This window comes from Salinivibrio sp. PR6 (genome assembly GCF_001995955.1).
Classification (GTDB): domain Bacteria; phylum Pseudomonadota; class Gammaproteobacteria; order Enterobacterales; family Vibrionaceae; genus Salinivibrio; species Salinivibrio siamensis.
Window position 1 is genome coordinate 31,675 of the sequence record NZ_MUFA01000011.1, and the last position, 22,269, is coordinate 53,943.

Genomic DNA, 22,269 nt, shown 5'->3' on the forward strand with positions numbered 1-22,269 from the left:
GTTTGGCGCGGCTTAAAATTGTTGGCACGGTTTTCGCTTTGTCATGAAGCAAGGAGCCAACTCGCTATTTACTCAATTTGACACCGGAGGTTATTTCACATGTCAGTAGAAAACGTGCTCGCACTGATCCAAGAAAACGAGGTGAAATTCATCGACCTGCGCTTTACCGATACCAAGGGTAAAGAGCAGCATGTTTCTATTCCCTCACATCAGATTGATGATGACTTCTTTGAAGAAGGCAAAATGTTTGATGGCTCATCGGTTGCGGGCTGGAAAGGCATTAATGAGTCAGACATGGTGATGATGCCTGACCCAAGCTCTGCCGTGCTTGACCCTTTTACCGAGGAAAGCACCCTGAATATCCGTTGTGACATTCTTGAGCCTTCAACCATGCAAGGCTACGACCGTGACCCACGCTCAATTGCTAAACGCGCAGAAGATTACATGCGCGCAACCGGCATCGCCGATACCGTTCTCATCGGTCCTGAGCCAGAGTTCTTCTTATTCGACGACGTCAAATTTGCCACCGATATGGCTGGCTCGTTCTACAAAATTGACGACGTCGAAGCAAGCTGGAACTCAGGCACTGCTCTCGAAGGGGGTAACAAAGGTCACCGCCCTGGTGTGAAAGGCGGTTATTTCCCAGTTGCACCGGTTGATTCATCACAAGACATCCGTTCTGCCATGTCATTAGTGATGGAGGAAATGGGTCTAGTGGTTGAAGCACATCACCACGAGGTAGCGACCGCGGGTCAGAATGAAATTGCCACCCGTTTCAACACCTTGACCACCAAAGCCGACGAAATTCAAATCTACAAATACGTGGTTCACAATGTCGCGCACGCCTTTGGTAAAACGGCAACCTTTATGCCTAAGCCACTGGTTGGTGACAATGGTTCAGGGATGCACGTCCACCAGTCGCTTGCCAAAGATGGTCAAAACCTGTTTGCCGGTGACAAATACGGTGGTTTGTCTGAAACCGCACTGTACTACATTGGCGGTGTCATCAAGCACGCGCGTGCGATCAACGCATTCGCCAACGCCTCAACCAACTCGTATAAGCGTCTGGTCCCAGGCTTTGAAGCGCCGGTCATGTTGGCTTACTCAGCACGTAACCGCTCAGCGTCAATCCGTATCCCTGTGGTACCGAGCCCGAAAGCACGCCGTATTGAGCTTCGCTTTGCCGATCCAACAGCCAACCCGTATCTCTGCTTCGCTGCCATGCTAATGGCTGGCCTAGACGGGATTAAGAACAAGATTCATCCTGGCGATGCCATGGACAAAGACTTGTACGACTTGCCAGCGGAAGAAGCAGCGGAAATCCCAACCGTTGCCGAGTCACTGAAAGAGGCCCTGCAAGCGCTTGACGCGGATCGTGAATTCTTGACCACAGGTGGCGTATTCTCGGATGACTTCATTGATTCTTACATCACGCTGAAAGGCGAAGATGTTGAGCGCATCCAAATGACCACGCATCCCGTAGAATTCGAGCTGTACTACTCGGTATAAGCGCGCAAACAACGCAAATTGTTGCCCACCTCGCAGGTGGGCTTTTTTGTGCTTTTTACCCGCACGATGTGGCTTATCATGGTCCATATCTGCAGAAAAAGAAGGGTAAGCGATGCGCTGGATAGCCATCATCGTGTTCAGCCTCACTGTCACCTGCCAGGCTGGCACGATTTACCAATGGCGGGATCAAAACGGACAATGGCATATCAGTGATCAGCCTCCCAATGCGCCCCACCAAGTGCGGCATTATGCTCCCTCGCCGGTGTCGCCATCGTTAACGCAACCGCCGCAGACAACCACCCAGCCCGCCAGTCAATCAAACGTGGCGATCACACTGGTTCACCCCAGTGATGGCGCGACGTTACGTAGTAATCCCGGTAAGGTTTCAGTAAAAGCCACCCTTGCTCCGGCGGCTTCCCCAAGCGACCAGGTCCAGCTGGTGATGGACGGTAACCCCGTTCAGGCTCACCCTAAACAGACGCGCAGCGCCTCACAGCTCACACTACAATGGCACCTCGGCCCGGTAGACAGGGGCACCCATCGTTTTCAAGTCCGCTATTTAGAAAGCGGCAAGGTAATTGCATCATCCTCTGAGCATCAAGTGTATTTGCATCGCGCCCATGTGAATCAGCCACATCGAACGCATGATTAACCCGCGACAACGCCGATGAATTCACAAACCCAGCAGTGCAAGCTGCATCAAGCAAGGATCTCGATTACACTCAATGCACCAAAATAGTGCAAACAAGGACGCAACACAGATGACCCCCGCTCAACTGTTCGATCATCTTCTCACCGCGATCATTGTGGTGGATAGCCAATGGCGTATTCAGTACGTCAACGCGGCCGCCGAGCAGCTGATGCACCAAAGTGCCAGGCGCCTGCTGACACAACCGCTCACCGCGCAGATTCAGCACGCCAGCGTCGACTGGGGACAAATTGCCAACACCACACGTGCCGGGCAAAGCTTGACGGACAGTGATGTGACCTGGGTGGTGGACGGCCAGCCACAAAAGGTGCAACTCAGCGCCAGTCCGTTGTTTGATCAAGCAGATGAGGGACGGCTGTTACTGGAAGTGAATGTGGTCAGCCAACAACAAAGGATCAGTAAGGAGCTTACCCAAAAAGCGCAACAACAAGCGGCAAAAGAGTTGGTACGCGGCTTGGCACATGAAATAAAAAACCCGCTCGGCGGCTTACGCGGGGCGGCACAGTTGCTAGAAAAGATGCTGCCTGATGCGAGCTTGGCTGAATATACGCAAATTATTATCGAGCAAGCCGACCGATTGCGAAACTTGGTCGACCGTTTACTGGGGCCACAGCGCCCTGGGTTGCGCCAACGACAAAACATTCACGTTGTGTTGGAAAAAGTCCGCCAATTGATCAGCCTCGATAACCACGAAGGCATCCAGATCATTCGCGATTACGACCCCAGCTTACCCGATTTTGAGATGGATCCTGAGCAGCTTGAGCAAGCGATTCTCAACGTCGCCACCAATGCTGCCGATGCCATACGCGGTCAGCCTGACGCCTGTTTGACGCTCCGCACGCGCACAGGCTTTCAAACCGTGATCCATGGCGAGCGTCACCGAGTGGTCGCGCAAATTGAAATCATCGACAATGGGCCCGGGATCGCGCCGCATCTGCAGGACACCTTGTTCTACCCCATGGTGACGAGCAAGGCTGACGGCAATGGGCTTGGACTCGCTATCACCCATCATTTAATCGATCAGCATCAAGGCAAAATTGACGTGAATAGCTGGCCAGGCCATACCTGCTTCACCATCCAATTGCCAATCATTGAAAAGGACACGCCACATGAGTAAAGGGACCATTTGGATTGTTGATGATGACAGCTCCATTCGTTGGGTGATGGAACGCACCCTCAGTGCCGCCGGCCTCACCTGCGATACGTTTAGCAATGCTGAAAATGTACTCAGTGCCCTGCATGAACGTCGCCCTGATGTGTTGGTCTCCGATATTCGCATGCCAGGTAGCGATGGGCTGGCGCTGCTAAAAGCGGTACAAGAGCAACACCCTGACTTACCCGTGATCATCATGACCGCGCACTCGGATTTAGATGCCGCGGTTAACGCCTACCAAAAAGGCGCGTTTGAATACCTGCCCAAGCCGTTTGATATTGATGAAGCGCTGGCTCTGGTTGAGCGCGCACTGGCCCACTATAAAGAGCAGCAAAAGCAACAAACGTCACAACAGCCGCAAACGCAGACACCAGAGATCATCGGCGAGGCCCCCGCGATGCAAGAGGTGTTTCGTGCCATTGGCCGGCTGTCACGCTCCTCGATTTCGGTGTTAATCAATGGTGAGTCGGGCACGGGTAAGGAGCTAGTCGCCCAAGCGCTACATCGTCATAGTCCGCGGGCCAATCAAGCCTTTATCGCCCTGAATATGGCCGCCATCCCCAAAGACTTGATTGAGTCCGAGCTGTTCGGTCATGAAAAAGGCGCATTTACTGGAGCCAACGCGGTCAGGCAAGGACGCTTTGAGCAAGCCAATGGGGGGACGTTATTTCTCGATGAAATTGGCGATATGCCATTGGATGTGCAAACGCGTTTACTGCGTGTGCTAGCGGATGGTCAATTCTATCGGGTCGGCGGTCACGCGGCGGTCGATGTGGATGTGCGCATTATCGCGGCTACCCACCAAGATCTCGAACGCTTGGTGACAGAAGGCAGTTTCCGAGACGACCTGTTTCACCGCTTGAACGTGATCCGCGTTCATCTACCCTCACTCAAAGATAGGCGCCAAGATATTCCCCAGCTATGTCAGCATTTTCTTGCCCGCGCCGCCAAAGAGCTGGATGTCGAAGCCAAGCAACTCCACCCAGACACAGAAACCATGATGAGCCAGTTACCTTGGCCGGGTAACGTCCGCCAGCTAGAAAACACCTGCCGATGGCTGACCGTGATGGCCAGCAGTAAGGAAGTGCTTCCCTCCGATCTCCCAAGGGAACTGCTCAACCAGCCCAGCACGGTGGCCGACAGTGAAGCACATGATTGGCAGCAAGCCCTCACCCAATGGGCTCAAGATGCGATAACACAAGGGCAACACGGCATTTTGCAACAAGCGCTACCCAGCGTCGAACGCATCTTGTTGCAGTCGGCGCTCAAGCACACTCATGGCCACAAACAAGAGGCGGCTAAAATTTTAGGGTGGGGACGTAATACCCTGACACGCAAACTCAAAGAGCTAAATATTGAGTCGTAACTCATTATTGAAACTGACACTCTTTGAACCTCTGCTAAATTTAAGTAAAGAGATTGAGGTAAAATCCAACAATCGTGTTATTTTTCTGATAAGAGTGAAGTTGTTGTCCTGATGAGAAACGTACGCCCATTGTCAATACGCGCTGCCGTTATGCTTCCCGTGTTTCTCGTCCTAACACTGACGTTGGTCGTGATCATTATTACCATCAACAACCACTATCGCGCCAGCTCGCAATTTGTCGGCAAATTGTTACTCGAAGACTACTCCGTCGGTATTGAGCGAGACTTGCGCCAGTATCTTGCTCACCCCTTTAATGCCAACATCTTTGTCGCCGACAGCCTAGCCGCCCGGCTTGGCGATGCGCCAATGACTGACTCAGGGCTGCGTGATTATCTTCTCAATAGCTACACCTCCCTCTACCAAGCCATGCCTTACATGCAGGTACTCAGTATTGGGGTGGATGCCGAAGGGACGTATTTTGGCTACCGCAAAAGCCAAGCGGGTCAATATATTTTGATGGAGCAGAGTGACGCAACCCAAGGCACGCTGCGTATTTTTGATGGCCGCACGCCAAACGCTAACGTCGTTTACCAAGACAGCGATTACGACCCACGCATCCGACCATGGTACATTCCTGCTTTTAATCGCGAGCAACCGCGCTGGACCGACATTTACCGTGATGCCGATGAAGTTGGTGAAGTCTCCTTATCGGCCATCGCCCCGGTGATGGTCGATGATAATGTGTGGGGCGTGGTCGCCAGCGACATCAAGCTCAATGCGTTTAACCGCTTCCTCAGCGAACGTCAACAAAAGCTCGGCGGGGCATTATTTATTGTCGACGATGAGGGCCGAATGGTCGCCCACAGTGGCCAAGAGAGCCCCAGCAATATCTTACATTTTCCTGATATTACCCATAATCCAGTCCTCGACAATACGATTAGCCAGGTCGCAAATGCGTGGCCGCCCGACCCCAGCCGTTTAGGCAAGCCCTTTAATTTCGATATTGCCGATAAGGGCCATTTTTATGGCACCATTAAAAAAGTGGCGATGCCCGCTCCCTTTCAGCATCAGTGGTATGTGGTGGTCGCACTGCCCGATCAGCTACTGTTAAAAAACCTTCTTAGCCAGCAAGAAATCAGTATTTATCTGGTGGTAGCCATGGCACTGGTCGGGCTTGCGGTGGTGTATTTCATTATACGCCAACTGACTCGCCCATTGAGAGACACCGCTGAAGCGGCAGCCAAACTGGCATCCGGCAATTTGACTTACCGCATTAATACACCCGCAAGCCTGCGGGAAATCGCGATACTCAAAGAAGCGTTTAACAATATGTCGGTCAAATTGCAGCACTCTTTCGATGCGCTGCGCCAACAAGTCCGCCAAGATAACCTCACGCAACTTTATACGCGGGAAGGCTTGATTGAACAGGCCACGGGCTTACGCTATCACGCTCCCAATACCTTGGTGATTTTGGGGATCAATGGCTTTCGTAATATTAATGACAGCCTGGGACAAGAAGGCGGGGACACGCTTTTATGCGCGATTGCCGATCGACTCAGCGCCCTCTCCGATGGCTCTGGGATGCTACTGGCACGCGTACGTGGCGATGAGTTCGCCGTTCTCGCGCCCAATACCACTAACCGAACGCAATCAGAGGCATTGGTCGATCAGTTACTGAGTTTATTTAAGCGCCCCGTCACCATCGGCAACGATGATGTCCTGGTCGACGCATGTGCGGGCGTAGTCTTTGGCTACACCTTTGGCGATGCCATCTATGAAGGCCTTGATCACGCTGGTCTCGCATTGAGTGAAGCCAAACGCAGTGAAACAGCGATGTACGTGTACTTTGAAGCCAATATGCAGGCACGGATTCAAGAGCAATCACGGCTTCTCCTCGAGCTTCATCACGCCGTTCAGCATCACCAGTTTGAGGTCTATTACCAACCCTTTGTCCGCTTGCTTGATGGCCGGTTCTGCGGCGCAGAAGCCTTGGTGCGCTGGCGCCACCCTACACGCGGCATGGTCTCCCCGGCTGAATTCATTCCCGTGGCCGAACAAAGTGGCTTGATTAATCAAATCGGCATGCAGGTACTTGAGCAAGCCGCCTATGACACCGTGGCGCAGATTCAAAAAGGCTTATGGCCAGCCAATTATCAGCTACACGTGAACTTATCCGCTCGTCAGCTACTGTCGGCCGACTTTATCGACAAACTGCAAAGCGTGCTGGATCGTACTCAACTGCCAGCGGATAATTTAACCTTGGAGATCACTGAGTCACAGCTGATGAGCCACGAACACTTGGCAACTTCAGGGTTAACCAAAATCCGTGCGCTGGGAATTAAAATTGCTATCGATGACTTTGGCACCGGCTATTCATCGCTGGCATACCTTCACCAAATGGCGTTTGATAGCCTTAAGATTGATCGCAGCTTCGTTCACTCGATGACTGAAAACAGCACCAACCAACGCATCATTGAAGCCGTGGTTGCTATGACACGTGGCATGGATGTACACCTAGTGGCCGAAGGGATAGAAACCCAGGAAGAAGCAGAGCGGCTGCGCGACATCGGTTGCCATTTTGCACAAGGTTTCTTGTTTGCCAAACCTCTGCCCCTCACCGAGCAACCAACAGAACGGGTAACGGACAAGCTCCCCACGCGATAGCTGTCACGCCATCGACACACTGACTACTGACGATGAGCAGGTCACTCGCTATACTGAGCCCCAACTCACCTGCTGGGAACCGATGATGATAAGAAAAGACTTACCCGTGACGGATTTACACCGCCACCTAGACGGCAATATTCGTATCGAAACCATTTTGGCATTAGGGCAAAAATTTGCGATGCCGCTACCCGCTACTGATATCGAGTCATTGCGCCCACATGTGCAAGTGGTTGAGACCGAACCCGATTTGGTCGCGTTCCTGTCTAAGCTCGATTGGGGCGTGGCAGTATTAGGTGATTTAGATGCCGTTCGTCGCGTCGCCTACGAAAACGTAGAAGATGCCTTAAACGCTCAAATTGATTATGCCGAGTTGCGCTTTTCGCCCTACTACATGGCGCTGAAGCATCAGCTCCCCCTCGAAGGGGTGGTAGAAGCCGTGGTAGATGGTGTGCAGGCGGGTAGCCGCGACTTTGGCGTGAAAGCCAACTTGATTGGTATCATGAGCCGTACTTTCGGCACGCAAGCATGTATGGCCGAGCTCGATGCGCTACTGACGCAAAAATCACACTTAGTCGCCATCGATCTGGCCGGAGATGAGCTGGGCCAACCAGGTGATCAATTCACCGAGCACTTTGCCAAAGTACGGGCCAGCGACCTGCAAGTCACCGTGCACGCGGGCGAAGCCGCTGGCGCCGCCAGTATGTGGCAGGCAATCAATGAGCTCGGCGCCACCCGAATCGGTCACGGGGTCAAGGCAATAGAGGACCCAGCGCTGATGGATTATTTGGCTAAACACCAGATAGGTATCGAAACTTGCCTGACGTCAAACATCCAAACCAGCACCATTGCCGATCTCGCACAACATCCTGTGCGTCAATTCCTCGACCATGGCATTTTGGCGTCCTTGAATACCGACGACCCAGCGGTAGAAGGCATTGAGCTGCCCTATGAGTATGAAGTGGCTGCCCCTGCCGCAGGCTTAACCCCTGCGCAAATCACCACATTGCAAGAAAATGGTCTTTCGATTGCTTTCTTGTCTGATAGCGAGAAAGCCGCACTGACAGCCCACGCGGCAACACGATAGGTCGCCGTAGAGCCTCTCCACACGAGCCTCGCGCCGTAAAAAAACCGCCATTTGGCGGTTTTTTACGGCTAAATCACCCGCGAAAACTGTTGCTGACGCGCTCTATCTCGCAAATAAACATCAAAGCTCATACAGATATTGCGGATCAGCATACGGCCTGTTTTGGTCACCGTAATCGTTTGATCGGTCACTTGCACCAACTCGTCATCAATAAAGCACTGCAGTAACGCCAGATCTTCAGCAAAATACTGATCAAAATCTATCTGGTAACGTGTCGCAATGTCCGCTTTTTCTAAGGTGAAGTTACACATCAGCGCTTTTATGACATCACGACGAATGCGATCATCCGGCTCAAGCATCACGCCTTTAAACAGTGCATGGCGTTCAGCATCCACTTGCTGATAATACGCTTTCATCTCTTTTTGGTTCTGCGCGTAACAATCACCAATCATCGAAATCGCCGATACGCCGAGTCCGAGCAGATCACAGTCACCTTGCGTGGTATAGCCTTGGAAGTTGCGATGTAAACGCCCTTCTCTCTGCGCCACCGCCAGCTCATCATCAGGCAGAGCAAAGTGATCCATCCCGATAAACTGATAACCTGCCCCTATTAACGTATTGATGGTGTCTTGCAACATGGTGAGCTTGGCGTCCGGAGACGGTAAATCCTCTTCTTTGATTTTGCGCTGCGCCGCGAACAAATTAGGCAAGTGCGCGTAATTAAACACTGAGAGTCGACCCGGACGCATCGTCAAAACTTGCGCTAAGGTTTTGGCAAACCCCTCTGGAGATTGGCTGGGCAAGCCATAAATCAAATCGAGGTTGGTGGAGCGGAAGCCCAGTTCGCGGGCACGTTCAACCAAGGCGTGAATAAAGTCTTCATCTTGCTCGCGATTGACCAGCTGCTGCACTTTTTTATCAAAGTCTTGCACCCCGATACTGATGCGATTGAAACCTTCGCTCCGCAGGTGATCGAGCATATCGAGTGGAATTTCGCGCGGGTCGACTTCAATGCTGATTTCCGCATCGCGCTCAAAACCAAACTCTTGACGCAACAATCCCATTAAGCGGGAGATTTGCGCCTTGGTGAGAAAGGTGGGCGTGCCACCGCCCCAATGCAGCTGAGTCACTCGACGTGAACCCAGCAAGAAAGCGCGCTGACGGATTTCGTGCTCAAGCGCATCTAAATACTCATCCGCCTTGTGTTGGTGCCGTGTCACCACTTTATTGCAGCCACAGTAATAACAAAGTTTGTGGCAAAACGGGATATGCACATACAACGACAACGGGCGCTCAGGGTACTGACTACACGCCATATCAAATTCCGCGGGCGCAAACGCCTCATGAAATTCGAGTGCCGTCGGATACGACGTATAACGGGGCCCTGAATAGTTGTACTTATTGATAAGGGCTTGATCCCAAATGATTTGTGGTGATGACATGGCTTACATTCCGCAAAAGCGCTTAGGAAAGGAGTAACAGCGTCTAGTGTGCCACAGCCTTGAGTAAGGTGTTTAGCACTACCCGCACTGGTGTTGCGAAAGTGTCGGTGAGATCGATTTTCGCCCAATAATTATAAGGGTATTGAGGCAAAATGACAGAGGAAAGCAGCCACGATAGGCTGCATTCCAGACAGTCACACTTAGTGCGTGAGGATATGATCAGGGATGTGACGCGCGCCGGTGAAGGCGAGGATTTCCGCAAGCTCAACTTTTATCGCCTCTTCCAAACGCGCTTCATGTTTGGCTCGGTCTAAGTCGAGTCGCATGCGCTCATTCTTTTTCAATCCTTTCCTTGCCTCACCGCGAGGGGTATCTTTTACCGCCTCATACAGTTCAAACAAGGCCGGGTAGCGGCTATCAAACGCAACCCGTTTATCGCCTTGTAGATGATCCATGATCATGTAAAGGCGGATCGCAGCCTCCGATAAATCGCATTGATTCTGTAGTGCGGCAAACGCAATCACATCAACACTCTCAATGATTTTGTCATTGCGTTGGTTGATCGCTGCCTCTTTCATCTCGGCTTGCCACTTGGTTTGTCGCTTTAACTTCGCCAGCAATACGCCTGCGTAAACCGATAGCGCTAAAATAATGAGCGCCCCAAGTCCTGCCAATATCCAGATCCACTCCTGCACCGGTTACTCCTTGTTAATCGTCCTGTTGCTCAAATTTAGCCAGCAGGTCGTCGCCATCATCCAACTCGTTATCGTCGGCAAGCAGGCCCAGTTTATCCATCAGCACCTCAATCCGATCCAGCTTCTCATCCACATAAGCTTGTAAACCCGCCCCTAATTTCTCGCCATTTTCGATTCTATCCAACAACACGTTCAATTGTGGATCTTGCTCAAGCTTGGCGAGCTCTTGCTCTGGTGTGAGCTTGGGTTGCTTAGGTTTTTCTGCATCCGTACCCAATGGGATCGGCTTTTTACTGCCTATGCGCGGGTCTTTTTTGCCACCGCTGCGACGCACTTGCTTGTTGTCTTCTTCTGAATGACGCGAGCCGGCTTTTTTGCCTTTACGCTTTTTTTGCTTTTTCAGCATTCGCGCAATGCGGTCTTGCTCGTTCTGATTCTTATCTACGTATTGCGCCGGGCCTTCCGATCCTACGCGGCGCGTTTTCTTTTTACGCGTCATGACTCTGGTTTCCTCATTAAAATTACGTCGTTGCCGATAAACGTCAGTTCCAACCCCGCTTGGTGAGCTAAAAACTGGAATGTATATCGGCTAAAAAAGCTGACATGCGTCAGATCATTCTTATAGTGCCAGCGTGAAAAAGCGTCTGGATCTTTAACCAGCTTGGTCATGATGCCCAAGTAACCCCCCGGCTTGAGCATCGACAACCACTGCTGCCATTGCACCTTTGGCCAATAGAAATGCTCGATGGCCTCCGTACAGGTAATAAAGTCATAATGTGCATCCAGTACGTCGGTTTGTGGCGCATAGAAGGGATCATAGCAGGCGACATCATGCCCTGCGTCTCGCAGCATACTGGCCAAGACAGGCCCAGGACCACAACCAAAATCTAATCCCTTTGCTGGCACCGATAAGCGGTCGAGTAAAGGGTTGATCACGCGCGATAAAAAACGCTGATAACCGTCATCCTCAGGGTGATTTTGGTGTAAGTCATAGATAGCTTTCTCATTTTCAGGCGCGAGCAATGCCTGGCGCTCAACAAACACCAACGCACACGCCGCGCACTGAAGGTACGCTCTGCGTTTGTCGGTATGATAAAGATGGGTTGTTGTGTGCTCACATAAAGGGCAATGCTGCATATCATTCATCTATGCCAAAAGCTGGCGCGAATGTAGCAGAAAGTGGGTCAATAAAAAAGCGACAGGCATAAAGCCTGTCGCGTATCGCGCTTGCGATAATAAGCGGATAGTGTCCGTCCTGGTACCTTGTTCATCCCTGACTCATGGCGCTTGGCGCCTTAGTATCAACGTCCTGTTATCGTGGGTCGCAAACGGCGTGTCAGTCGCTTCCTGCGTCCTTGTCGTTCGACACCCACCACACATCCTGTGTCACGTCGTCCTTGTGCGCCTACCTTGGCAACATCCACATCCTGTGGTCAGACCGTCCTGGTGCTCATGTGCCTTGCTTGGCTCAATCACTTGTCCTTAAGACCAACGTCCTGTTGATAGTGGTAGCATATCGCAATGAGCGCGACTGCCTAGAATACCAGCCATAAAATATTGAGTCAGGAAACAAGACACAGAGGTAACTGACTGATTTTAAATAAACCTAAAATATGTCTTTCAAAAAATGACGTGTTTTTCTTGCAAGAGAATAGCCAATCTCTTACGCAGAAGGTCGCCGTTGTCGCTATCAGTGATGTGCTGACAAAATGCGTGCCAAGCGCCATAGACTGTCGCATAAATGGAAGAGATAAAAAAAACGGTAGCGTACATTACGCCACCGTTTTCGTTGGACAGCTCGGTTATTAGTGGAGCCCGCCTAAGTAGTTAGACAGTGCATCAATTTCCTTGTCCGTCAGTTTCGCCGCAACCGAGCGCATCATTTTGTTCATATCATTATGACGCTCTCCGGCACGGAACATTTTCAACTGACTGGCTAGATACTTCGCAGGCTGGCCAGAAATTTTCGGGAAACCAGAAGAAGGGGTGCCATTCCCGCGAGGACCATGACAGGCTGTACAGGCTGCAATACCGCGCTCCGGATCGCCCGCCATGTAGAGCTGACGGCCTACTTCGATGGCCGTTTCGGGCGTGGTGCCAGGCTTGGGTGTTAAGGTTGCATAGTAAGCCGCTAAGTCTGCCATGTCCTGCTCAGAGAGCGGTGCCACCATACCAGCCATCACAGCGTTATAACGCCCCTGCTCACCGCCGCTTTGCGCGCCGAGCTTAAATTCTTTCAGTTGTTTCTCTAGATAGTTGGCGTGCTGACCCGCCAAGTTTGGGTAATCAGGCAAAACACTGTTACCGTCAGCACCGTGACAGGCGACACAGGTATTGGATTTTGCTTTGCCCGCTTCAGCATCTCCTTGGGCCCAGACTGAAGTGCTGGCGAGGAGAGTCAATATTAGCGCTAATTTCTTCATGACATTCCGTTTATAATTATCAAGCTTCCAGTACCACTACTTAGTTACCGTCATGGTACAATTACCGATCAAAAACCGAGCACGGTTATTTTACACAAATTCACACAAAAGTAATCAGTCTACTACACCAAGACGAGACGGAGTTAACAGTGGAGCAATCACTTAATTACCGTAACACCCAGTTTGTTACCAGCGCACCCGACATTCGCCATCTTCCTGATAATACGGGGATAGAGATTGCGTTTGCTGGCCGTTCCAACGCCGGTAAGTCTAGCTCCCTTAACCGTCTTTGTGACCAAAAGAGCCTAGCAAAGACCAGTAAGACACCCGGGCGCACACAATTAATTAACCTCTTTAAAGTGGACGAAGGATGTCACATTGTCGACCTACCTGGTTATGGTTATGCCCAAGTCCCGTTGGAAATGAAAGAGAAGTGGCAGCGTTCGCTGGGGGAATATTTACAAAAACGTGATCAACTTGGCGGATTAGTGGTCTTGATGGATATTCGTCATCCGATGAAAGACTTGGATCAGCAACTGATTTACTGGGCGGTTGAATCTCACTTACCGGTGTTAGTGCTACTGACCAAAGCCGACAAATTGAAATCAGGGGCACGTAAGCAGCAACTGATGAAAATCCGCGAAGCGTCACTGGCCTTTTGCGGGGATGTTGAGGTCGAGTTGTACTCATCGCTCAAAGGGATGGGCGTCGATAAATTGCGCCGTAAACTAGACGCTTGGTATCAACAAACACCCCCGGTGATCGCAGACGACCCACAGCCAACCGATTAACCCTCTTGGACGGGTAGGGCCCACCTGTCGCTTACGCAGATAAAAAAAAGCCGACCCTCAATACGAGAGTCGGCGAATCTTTGTGCGTAAGCGAGCTCAATCAGCCCCCATAGACACATAAAGAACAAGAAGCTGTGCGCATTATAACCAAGCCTCCAGCCACAATTAAAGTAATTACTCTAATTTTTTTGAAAAGAATGGGATGATGCGAATCAGCAAAACASAAAAAAGGCAGTGGCAGGGTCGACTCATCGCGTTGACGATTAGCCAATAAAAAAAGCCCCAGTCAGTATCCTGACTGGGGCTGCTGAATCAGCCAAATCCAATAACGTGAAACAAAAGGTCTGAAAGATAGAACATCTTACCTCTGTACCCTACGTTGTTAACTGTATATCAATCACTCAGTATTGAAAAGTATCTTACGTAATTTTTTTTCATAAAAATAAGGCGGTTTAGAGTAAAAACGCCAAAGATCAGGTGGATAGTGACCAAAAAAAACCGATAAAAATATCGGCTTTCRGTATAAAACGACAGAAAGGTCAATAAAAACCCTGAACTTAGTGGGCTTCTCCCCAGTTATCCCCGAAACCGGCTTCGGCAATCAAAGGGACATCCAAGTCAGCCGCTGATGCCATCAATTTCCGTACTTGGCTTTCAACTTTGGACATTGATGACGTTTTGACTTCCAACACCAGTTCATCGTGAACTTGCATCACTAGGCGAGCATCATCCGCCGCATTGGCTTGAATCCATTGATCAACCAGTATCATCGCACGCTTGATAATATCGGCGGCGGTTCCTTGCATCGGCGCATTGATTGCCGCGCGCTCTGCCCCTTTACGACGCATGCCATTACGCGATTTAATTTCCGGCAAATAAAGACGACGACCAAAAATGGTCTCTACATAGCCTTTTTCCGCCGCTTGCTCACGGGTGCGGTCCATATAGGCTTTCACGCCTGGGTAGCGTTCAAAGTAGGTATCCATGTAGCTTTGTGCTTCTTGACGGCCAATCCCTAACTGACGGGACAGACCAAAAGCACTCATGCCATAAATCAGACCAAAGTTGATCGCTTTAGCGCGGCGGCGCTGCTCGCTGGTGACCTCGTCGAGGCTCACCCCCATCACTTCCGCTGCGGTGGCGGCGTGAATATCTTTGCCGTCACGGAACGCTTCTAGCAAGGCTTTATCGCCGGATAGGTGCGCCATAATTCGCAATTCGATTTGCGAGTAATCGACCGCCAAAATGGTGTGATCCGGTTCCGCGGTGAAGGCTTCTCGAATACGGCGACCCTGTTCGTTACGAATGGGGATATTTTGTAAGTTCGGATCGGTGGACGATAAGCGCCCTGTTGCAGTAACGGCTTGATGATACGAGGTATGCACGCGGCCGGTTTGCGCATTGATCATGCGCGGCAATTTGTCCGTGTAAGTCGATTTGAGTTTTGCCAATCCGCGGTATTCCAAAATCCGCGCTGGCAGCGGGTAATCGAGTGAGAGTTCTTGCAGCACTTCTTCATTGGTTGAGGGGCTGCCTGATGGGGTTTTCTTTACCACCGGCAGGCCCATTTTCTCAAACAAAATCGCTTGTAGCTGCTTGGGCGAGCTTAAGTTGAACTCTTCGCCGGCAATCTCAAACGCTTCACGCTCAAGCTCAATCAAGCGAGTATGTAGCGCTTCTGATTGGGTCGCCAGCTTGTCTTTGTCGATTAGCACACCATGACGTTCCATGCGCGACAACACGCTGACTAGCGGCATCTCGTAGAACTCAAAGATAGTTTTCAGTTTCTCGTCACTGGTGACTTTACTAATCAGGTATTGATGCAAACGCAACGTAATATCGGCATCTTCCGCCGCATAAGGTGCCGCTTGCTCAAGAGGAATTTGATTAAAGGTCAGTTGTTTCTTGCCTTTCCCCGCTATCTCTTCAAAGCTGATGCAGGTGTGCTGCAAGTAGCGCTCAGCGAGGCTGTCCATGTCATGGCGTCCCGCGACACTGTTGTAGACGTACGACTCCAGCATGGTGTCATAGGCAATCCCTTTTAGGGTGATCCCGTGACGCGCAAACACACTGGCATCATATTTCAGATTCTGGCCAACTTTCGCGGCTGAAGGGTCTTCCAACCAAGGGCGTAACACCTCCAGCACTTCATCCAGCGATAACTGAGCGGGCGCTTCCAGGTAATCATGAGCCACGGGTACATAGGCCGCTTCACCTGGCGCGACGGCAAATGAAATCCCAACCAGATTGGCTTCCATATAGTTGAGACTATCGGTTTCCGTATCGACCGCCACCACCTCAGCGTCACGAATTTTCTTCAGCCAAGTGTCTAGTGCGTCCCGCGTTAATAGCGTTTGGTAGCCACTACGGTCAATCGTGGTCGCTTGCGAGATAGGTTCATCAGACACCACTTCTTCCGGCGCATCACCTTCATCCAGCTCTTTGAGCCAGCGGCGGAATTGCAAATCACGATACATGGTCACCAAGGTGTCATTATCAGGCGCTTGCTTGACCAGCTGTTCAGGGGTGAAATCGAGCGCTACATCCAATTTAATCGTAGCGAGTTGATATGACAGGTAAGCGGCTTCTCGATGCTCAGTCAATTTCTTCGCCATGCTTTTGGCGCCGCGGAAGCTGAGCTCAGCAATCTTATCAAGGTTGGCGTAAATATCGTCCAAGCCACCTAGATTGGCAATCAACGCGGTCGCGGTTTTATCGCCCACACCCGGTACGCCAGGAATATTATCGACTTTGTCGCCCATCAGAGCCAGATAATCAATAATATGCTCAGGGCCGAAACCATACTTCTCACGCACCGCCTCAGGATCCATCACCACATTAGTCATGGTGTTGATTAAGGTGACATGCTCATCCACCAACTGCGCCATATCTTTGTCACCCGTACTGATAAGCACCGGCATCCCCGCTTTCGAGGCTTGAGCGGCGAGCGTGCCGATAACATCGTCGGCTTCCACGCCCTCTACCGCCAGTAAAGGTAAGCCCATCGCGTTGATAATCTTGTGCAAAGGTTCAATTTGCCCGCGTAGATCCTCTGGCATCGGTGGACGGTTGGCTTTGTACTGCTCGTACATGTCGTCACGGAACGTCTTCCCTTTGGCATCAAAAATCACCGCCACATGCGAATGCGGGTACTGTCGCAACAGGCTGCGCAGCATATTCACCACCCCAAACACCGCGCCAGTGGGTTCGCCTTGGCTATTAGTGAGATTGGGAGACGCATGGTATGCCCGGTAAAGATACGAAGAGCCATCCACAAGGATTAACGGATTGTCGGGAAGAGTTGCCATATCAGAATCTTGATCGCCAGTTAAACACGTTAGCCGTTAAGCATGCCACGAGTCTCGACCCCTGTTAACCATGGTTTTTCCCACAAGGTCGCCAATCTGTGGATAACTTTGTTGGTAATTATTTTATAGGATTTTGATTTTGTCTAAACAAGCATGAAAAATGGATTTTTTATTAAATAAAAACATTAACTTAAATAAAAACACAGGATCTAGATCTTGATCGAAAAAGGATCCTGTGGTGTGGAAAAAGAAATCGCTATCGGTGTCAAAGGTTGCAGAGAAAGTCATCACAAACTGCGGAGATAATCACCAATTTATCTTGCGATCTTGACTACTATTTCGCATAAGCCCTTGGCCAATGCGACACTGTCAAACGCCATTAAGCGTAGACGATGCTTTATGCATTGCCCACTCTGATTGCAATATTGTAAATGCCGATACAAGGAGAGCGTCATGAAAAAGGTTGCTGTGATCTTATCTGGCTGCGGCGTGTTTGACGGTGCCGAGATCCAAGAAACTGTGTTATCCCTACTTGCCCTTGAGCAAAACGATGCCCAATGGCAGTGCTTTGCGCCAGATATCGATCAGCACCATGTCATTAACCATCGTACTGGCGAGGCGATGAGCGAAACGCGTAATGTGCTCACTGAAGCCAGCCGCATTGTACGTGGAGATATTCTTCCGCTGACCGATCTGAACGCCGATGACTTCGACGCCTTACTGGTTCCCGGGGGCTTTGGGGCAGCGAAAAACTTGTCGGATTTTGCCTACAATGGCGATCCGGTTCAGGTGCACCAAGATATGTTTGCGGTGTGTCAGGCCTTTGCCCGTTCCGAGAAGCCTGCTGGCTATATGTGTATTGCCCCTATTATGATCCCGCAGATCTACCCGAAAAGCGTCAAAGGCACCATTGGTAATGAGCCTGATATCGCCGCCGCCTTTAACCGTATGGGTGGTGAACATATAGAGTGTCCGGTATCGGATTATGTGTTAGACCAACGTCACCATCTGCTTTCCACCCCCGCCTATATGCTCGCGACATCCGTCACTGATGCGGCCGTTGGCATCAATCGTATGGTAAAAAAATTGGTTGAGCTCGCCTAAGCCACGCTCATCCACAAAGAGACAAAGAAGAGGAAAGAAAAAAGCGACGCCGAGATGGGCGTCGCTATAACAAGTGAGCGCAAAATCAAAGCTGTCTTAGTAACAGTTTGCTGGCCCCAATACACTGGAAGCAATGTGAGCAATGTCGTGCCTTCAGCGCTGAGCATATGGGCTTGGCCCTGAAGACAAGTTAACAATAACCATTCTCATTACCGTTTTCAACACTTAATTGAGAATCTTTTTCATTTGTTGATCTTGTGCGCAGACTCTCTCACTGTCATCAAACTGTCATTGCACCCACAGCCATCACACCAACAACCCGGGTTCGAAAAGCCCTTGCCCAGAAAAGAAAAAAGCGACACCCCGAAAGGTGTCGCCTAGCAAAAATAGGCTAACTTAATCACTGTCTGATAAGCGCCCCGCTAATACACTGGAAGCAATGTGAGCAATGTCGTGCCTTCAGGGTTAAGCATGTGGGCTTGCCCTGAGTGCAAGTTAATAATAACCATTCTCATTATCGTTCATCAAGAAGAAAATGCGATTATTTTGCATTCACTGCTCAATTATTGATCTGCTTCTCAAAATAAAGGCGATAGTCAGCAGGCTGACCCTTTTCCTCCAACGCCACAATCTGATAGCCATGACAAACCAGCATGCACACCATCGCGGTAAAGCGATTGCGTGATTTAACCGCAAGCGTTTGATACCCCGACTCATCAACCCACGCTTCTTGAGCCTTGAGTAGCGCTTTCGCCACCCCTTTGCCACGGGCCGCTTTGGTCACTCCGCCGAGCCAGCTATAAAACTGGGTCTCACTGGTGGCATAGCCTATTTTCGCCCCCACAGGCTCACCGTGTAGATATCCCACCAATACCAATGCCGTGCGTCCGGCTAATCGCGCGTGGCATTGCTCCAAGGATACACCCGCATCCAACTCGGGCACGCTGTTAAGCACCGTTACCGCCTCCTCTAAGTGCCCAGCACGAATTTCCATCTCACCTCCCCGCATTGATGTAAAAAAAGAGCCGCGATGCGACTCTTTATTCTGCTACTAATTAGGACGTTTGCTGTACCGTCGCCGACGGCGTCACCTGTGTGATTCGTCGAATAATCAAGTTGAGTAACACCCCATACATAGGAATAAACAGCCCCAAGCTAATAATCAGCTTAAAGGCATAGTCTACCAAGGCAATTTCAACCCAATGCTCAGCCATAAAGGCATCCTGGCTTTGGTAAAACGCAATCGCAAAGAACGCGAGCGTGTCTGACGCATTACCAAACAAGGTAGAACAACTCGGCGCGACCCACCATTGGCGTTGCTGGCGTAACCGGTTAAACACATGAATATCTAAGATCTGGCCGAGCAGATAAGCCATAAAGCTGGCAATCGCAATTCGCGCAACGGTGAGATTAAACGTACCCAGCTGTTCCATGCCTTGATAGCTGCCTTGGTAAAACAAAACGGATAATACGTAAGAAATCAGCAGCGAAGGTACCATGACCAGCAAGATAATACGGCGTGCCAATGCCGGACCATAGATCCTGACCGTTAAATCCGTCGCCAAGAAAATAAACGGAAAGGTAAACGCTCCCCACGTGGTATGAAACCCCCATACCGTAAAGGGGATCTGCACCAAGTAGTTGCTGGAGGCAATGATCAGTAAATGAAAAATCACGAGGTAGCCCAGCGCTTTACGCTGCTGAGCAAGAGAAAAGTGGCTCATAGTGCACCTTTTTGTTATTGGGGGCGAGGGAACCCAAAAGACTTAGCTACCTGTCTGCAGGTAGCGCGAGGTGGCGAATTATACAGCAATCAATCGACGGTGCCAGTGCAATTTAGAGAGGCGGACGACGCGTCCACCAGCGGCGCAAAAAGCTAATCACCTCGTCGCCCTCCTCATCCAGCGCTTCTAACCACACGCTCTGGGTATAATGTGCCGCTTTAAGCATCAAGCGCGTGCCTTCAAAATCAATCAGCCAGGTCATCATGTCAGCGTCTTGTTGCCGCTCAAGCACAGAGGCTGCGAGGGTTTCTAACAATGGCTGACAGACTTCTTTAGCATTATCCGCATCCAGCTGCGGCTGATAAAACGCCAAGGCGCCGTCGGACGCCATCAGTTGCCAGTTACTCGGTGCCATAACCAAATTCACTCACACTGAGATGATCATCAATTAAGTCCAAAAATGCATCGCCGAATTTTTCTAGCTTGCGCTGCCCCACGCCACTCACCGCCAGGAGCTCCGCTTGAGATGACGGCAGCATCTCGGCCATTTCCATCAAACTGGCATCGTTAAATACCACGTAAGGCGGAATATCTTCTTCGTCAGCAATGGCTTTCCGTAACTTACGCAGCTTGGCAAACAGTTTTTTATCGTAATGGCGCTGGCTCAGCTTGTTGGCTTTGGTGCGAGGGCTGAGGCCAATACGCGGCACCGCCAGCTCGAGGGCAATCTCGCTGCGCAGCAATGGTCGCGCTTGTTCGGTCAACTGCAGCACCGAACTACGGGCAATGTTTTGCACCAGATAACCGCGGTGGATCAATTGGCGAATAATACTCACCCAGTATTCATGGCTCCACTCTCGCCCGATGCCATAGGTAGAGAGCTTGTCGTGACCATGATCTTTAATGCGCTGATTTTGCATCCCGCGCAACACTTCCACCACATATCCAACCCCGAAGCTTTGGTTAACACGGTACACGCACGACAGCGCTTTTTGTGCTTGTTCGGTGCCATCAAAATGGGTGGGTGGGTCGAGACAAATATCACAGTTGCCACAAGGGGTTTGGCGATTCTCGCCAAAGTAGTTTAGGAGCACTAAACGGCGACAGGTTTGCGCTTCAGCAAACGCGCCCATCGCGGTCAGTTTATGGCTTTCGACCTGCTTTTGGGGCCCATCCGGCTTTTCTTCCAAGCAGCGATGGAGCCATCCCATGTCGGAGGGGTCATACAACAACACCGCTTCAGCCGGCAGTCCATCTCGCCCTGCTCGGCCGGTTTCTTGGTAGTAAGATTCAATATTGCGCGGCACATCATAGTGCACCACAAAACGGACATTGGGCTTATTGATCCCCATCCCAAACGCCACAGTCGCCACCACAATGTTGACATCGTCACGTTGAAACGCCTCTTGCACAGAGCCGCGCGCCTCAGTGCTCATTCCCGCATGGTAGGCAGCGGCGAGCATATTGTTATCACACAGTTTTTGAGTGACCTGCTCAACCCGCTTACGGCTATTGCAATAGACAATCCCTGATTGGCCGCGTTGACCGCTCAGAAACTGCACCAATTGGGCCAAAGGTTTGTGCTTTTCCAGCAAGGTGTAGCGAATGTTAGGGCGGTCAAAGCTACCCAGATGCACCAAGGGATCGTGCAGGGCAAGGCGGGATAAAATATCCTCGCGCGTGGTGGCATCTGCGGTGGCTGTCAGCGCCATCACAGGCACATCAGGAAAGTGCTGTTTGAGCTGGCCTAAAGAGGCATATTCGCGGCGAAAGTCATGGCCCCATTGGGAAATACAGTGCGCTTCGTCGACCGCAATCAACGCCAGTTGCCACTCCGTTAAGCGATGGATAAAGTCGCGCCCTAACGCGCGCTCAGGCGACACATAGAGTAGCTTCACCTCCCCCTGATTTAACGTGCGCAAGGTGTCCGCTTGCGCCTCAGGCGTCATCGCTGAGTTTAAACACGCCGCGGCAACACCATTGGCATTAAGCTGGTCAACCTGATCTTTCATCAATGAAATCAAAGGTGAAATCACCACGGTCAAGCCAGTGCGCACCAACGCAGGGATCTGATAGCACAGTGATTTCCCGCCCCCGGTCGGCATAATCACCAAGGCGTCACGCCCCGCAATCGCCGCATCAATCACCGCTTGCTGACCCTCGCGGAACTGGTGATAACCAAACACCGCTTTGAGTACCTGATGGGCAGGACTCATGGCAGGATCAGCGGTAGCGACGTCAGTCGCGGTTGACGCATCGGCATGGGCGGGGGTGGCGGACATAATCAAGCTCAT

19 protein-coding genes are annotated in these 22,269 nt (G+C 51.0%); 8 read left to right on the top strand and 11 right to left on the bottom strand.

From position 1 onward, the window contains the following. Positions 1–99 precede the first annotated feature (99 nt). The 6 genes from glnA to add all read left to right on the top strand — a co-directional run bounded on the left by glnA (position 100) and on the right by add (position 8,488). The gene (glnA, locus tag BZG72_RS10490; RefSeq protein WP_046074445.1) at positions 100–1,509 is read left to right on the top strand and encodes a glutamate--ammonia ligase; all 1,410 of its coding nucleotides are present in this window, start codon (positions 100–102) and stop codon (positions 1,507–1,509) included. Positions 1,510–1,621: 112 nt separating this feature from the next. Next, positions 1,622–2,161: a DUF4124 domain-containing protein gene (locus BZG72_RS10495; protein WP_077666755.1), complete on the top strand. Its 540-nt coding sequence runs from the start codon at positions 1,622–1,624 to the stop codon at positions 2,159–2,161. 109 nt (positions 2,162–2,270) lie between these two features. Further along, complete coding sequence (gene glnL / locus BZG72_RS10500) at positions 2,271–3,335, top strand: nitrogen regulation protein NR(II) (RefSeq protein WP_046074446.1); 1,065 nt, start codon at positions 2,271–2,273, stop codon at positions 3,333–3,335. Beyond that, the gene (glnG, locus tag BZG72_RS10505) at positions 3,328–4,737 is read left to right on the top strand and encodes a nitrogen regulation protein NR(I) (protein ID WP_077579492.1); all 1,410 of its coding nucleotides are present in this window, start codon (positions 3,328–3,330) and stop codon (positions 4,735–4,737) included. Before glnL ends, glnG begins: the two co-directional genes overlap by 8 nt. A 111-nt stretch (positions 4,738–4,848) precedes the next feature. Beyond that, on the top strand, positions 4,849–7,401 hold the full coding sequence (locus BZG72_RS10510) for a bifunctional diguanylate cyclase/phosphodiesterase (protein ID WP_077666756.1): 2,553 nt from the start codon (positions 4,849–4,851) through the stop codon (positions 7,399–7,401). Between the two features lie 85 nt (positions 7,402–7,486). Continuing rightward, complete coding sequence (add, locus tag BZG72_RS10515) at positions 7,487–8,488, top strand: adenosine deaminase (protein WP_077666757.1); 1,002 nt, start codon at positions 7,487–7,489, stop codon at positions 8,486–8,488. A 68-nt stretch (positions 8,489–8,556) separates the two neighbouring features. On the opposite strand, the gene hemN is transcribed toward add, so the two are convergent. From hemN to BZG72_RS10540, 5 genes are all read right to left on the bottom strand, one after another. After that, positions 8,557–9,930, bottom strand: coding sequence for an oxygen-independent coproporphyrinogen III oxidase (gene hemN, locus BZG72_RS10520; protein ID WP_077666758.1), 1,374 nt, complete (start codon positions 9,928–9,930; stop codon positions 8,557–8,559). A 200-nt stretch (positions 9,931–10,130) separates the two neighbouring features. After that, on the bottom strand, positions 10,131–10,625 hold the full coding sequence (locus tag BZG72_RS10525) for a DUF2489 domain-containing protein (RefSeq protein ID WP_046074451.1): 495 nt from the start codon (positions 10,623–10,625) through the stop codon (positions 10,131–10,133). A gap of 13 nt (positions 10,626–10,638) precedes the next feature. Next, entirely contained in the window at positions 10,639–11,124 is a 486-nt protein-coding gene (gene yihI / locus BZG72_RS10530) for a Der GTPase-activating protein YihI (RefSeq protein ID WP_077666759.1), read from the bottom strand. Then, positions 11,121–11,762 carry a class I SAM-dependent methyltransferase gene (locus BZG72_RS10535; RefSeq protein WP_077607199.1) on the bottom strand — a complete coding sequence of 214 codons (642 nt, stop codon included), beginning with the start codon at positions 11,760–11,762 and terminating at the stop codon, positions 11,121–11,123. The genes yihI and BZG72_RS10535 overlap by 4 nt, the downstream gene beginning before the upstream one ends. A gap of 668 nt (positions 11,763–12,430) precedes the next feature. Further along, positions 12,431–13,048, bottom strand: a complete 618-nt coding sequence (locus BZG72_RS10540) for a c-type cytochrome (RefSeq protein ID WP_046074454.1) — start codon at positions 13,046–13,048, stop codon at positions 12,431–12,433. Positions 13,049–13,197: 149 nt separating this feature from the next. Here BZG72_RS10540 and yihA point away from each other — a divergent pair, with 149 nt between their 5' ends. Then, entirely contained in the window at positions 13,198–13,839 is a 642-nt protein-coding gene (gene yihA, locus BZG72_RS10545; protein ID WP_046074455.1) for a ribosome biogenesis GTP-binding protein YihA/YsxC, read from the top strand. A 312-nt stretch (positions 13,840–14,151) separates the two neighbouring features. On the opposite strand, the gene BZG72_RS16615 is transcribed toward yihA, so the two are convergent. Together BZG72_RS16615 and polA are read right to left on the bottom strand one after the other, a co-directional pair. Continuing rightward, positions 14,152–14,199, bottom strand: coding sequence for a hypothetical protein (locus BZG72_RS16615; protein WP_438616993.1), 48 nt, complete (start codon positions 14,197–14,199; stop codon positions 14,152–14,154). 197 nt (positions 14,200–14,396) lie between these two features. Continuing rightward, positions 14,397–17,147 (bottom strand): DNA polymerase I, encoded by a 2,751-nt coding sequence (gene polA, locus BZG72_RS10550; RefSeq protein WP_077666760.1) that lies wholly within the window; start codon positions 17,145–17,147, stop codon positions 14,397–14,399. Between the two features lie 453 nt (positions 17,148–17,600). Here polA and elbB point away from each other — a divergent pair, with 453 nt between their 5' ends. Further along, positions 17,601–18,251, top strand: coding sequence for an isoprenoid biosynthesis glyoxalase ElbB (elbB, locus tag BZG72_RS10555; protein WP_077666761.1), 651 nt, complete (start codon positions 17,601–17,603; stop codon positions 18,249–18,251). Between the two features lie 559 nt (positions 18,252–18,810). Here the strand turns inward: elbB and BZG72_RS10560 are convergent. The 4 genes from BZG72_RS10560 to recQ all read right to left on the bottom strand — a co-directional run bounded on the left by BZG72_RS10560 (position 18,811) and on the right by recQ (position 22,257). Then, positions 18,811–19,245 carry a GNAT family N-acetyltransferase gene (locus BZG72_RS10560; protein ID WP_077666762.1) on the bottom strand — a complete coding sequence of 145 codons (435 nt, stop codon included), beginning with the start codon at positions 19,243–19,245 and terminating at the stop codon, positions 18,811–18,813. 61 nt (positions 19,246–19,306) lie between these two features. Then, positions 19,307–19,975, bottom strand: coding sequence for a 7-cyano-7-deazaguanine/7-aminomethyl-7-deazaguanine transporter (locus BZG72_RS10565; protein WP_046074459.1), 669 nt, complete (start codon positions 19,973–19,975; stop codon positions 19,307–19,309). A 112-nt stretch (positions 19,976–20,087) separates the two neighbouring features. Further along, a complete protein-coding gene (locus BZG72_RS10570; protein WP_077666763.1) occupies positions 20,088–20,390 on the bottom strand; it encodes a DUF3630 family protein in 303 nt (100 codons plus the stop codon). Continuing rightward, positions 20,377–22,257 carry an ATP-dependent DNA helicase RecQ gene (recQ, locus tag BZG72_RS10575; protein WP_077666779.1) on the bottom strand — a complete coding sequence of 627 codons (1,881 nt, stop codon included), beginning with the start codon at positions 22,255–22,257 and terminating at the stop codon, positions 20,377–20,379. The genes BZG72_RS10570 and recQ overlap by 14 nt, the downstream gene beginning before the upstream one ends. Positions 22,258–22,269: the final 12 nt, after the last annotated feature.

Excerpts from the sequence above, each read along its gene's own strand:
- BZG72_RS10495 (WP_077666755.1), top strand. The coding sequence starts at position 1,622 with ATGCGCTGGATAGCCATCATCGTGTTCAGCCTCACTGTCACCTGCCAG.
- BZG72_RS10510 (WP_077666756.1), top strand. The coding sequence starts at position 4,849 with ATGAGAAACGTACGCCCATTGTCAATACGCGCTGCCGTTATGCTTCCC.
- glnA (WP_046074445.1), top strand. The coding sequence starts at position 100 with ATGTCAGTAGAAAACGTGCTCGCACTGATCCAAGAAAACGAGGTGAAA.
- glnL (WP_046074446.1), top strand. The coding sequence starts at position 2,271 with ATGACCCCCGCTCAACTGTTCGATCATCTTCTCACCGCGATCATTGTG.
- yihI (WP_077666759.1), bottom strand. The coding sequence starts at position 11,124 with ATGACGCGTAAAAAGAAAACGCGCCGCGTAGGATCGGAAGGCCCGGCG.
- polA (WP_077666760.1), bottom strand. The coding sequence starts at position 17,147 with ATGGCAACTCTTCCCGACAATCCGTTAATCCTTGTGGATGGCTCTTCG.
- add (WP_077666757.1), top strand. The coding sequence starts at position 7,487 with ATGATAAGAAAAGACTTACCCGTGACGGATTTACACCGCCACCTAGAC.
- glnG (WP_077579492.1), top strand. The coding sequence starts at position 3,328 with ATGAGTAAAGGGACCATTTGGATTGTTGATGATGACAGCTCCATTCGT.
- recQ (WP_077666779.1), bottom strand. The coding sequence starts at position 22,257 with ATGTCCGCCACCCCCGCCCATGCCGATGCGTCAACCGCGACTGACGTC.
- BZG72_RS10535 (WP_077607199.1), bottom strand. The coding sequence starts at position 11,762 with ATGCAGCATTGCCCTTTATGTGAGCACACAACAACCCATCTTTATCAT.
- BZG72_RS10540 (WP_046074454.1), bottom strand. The coding sequence starts at position 13,048 with ATGAAGAAATTAGCGCTAATATTGACTCTCCTCGCCAGCACTTCAGTC.
- hemN (WP_077666758.1), bottom strand. The coding sequence starts at position 9,930 with ATGTCATCACCACAAATCATTTGGGATCAAGCCCTTATCAATAAGTAC.
- BZG72_RS10570 (WP_077666763.1), bottom strand. The coding sequence starts at position 20,390 with ATGGCACCGAGTAACTGGCAACTGATGGCGTCCGACGGCGCCTTGGCG.
- BZG72_RS10565 (WP_046074459.1), bottom strand. The coding sequence starts at position 19,975 with ATGAGCCACTTTTCTCTTGCTCAGCAGCGTAAAGCGCTGGGCTACCTC.
- elbB (WP_077666761.1), top strand. The coding sequence starts at position 17,601 with ATGAAAAAGGTTGCTGTGATCTTATCTGGCTGCGGCGTGTTTGACGGT.
- BZG72_RS10560 (WP_077666762.1), bottom strand. The coding sequence starts at position 19,245 with ATGGAAATTCGTGCTGGGCACTTAGAGGAGGCGGTAACGGTGCTTAAC.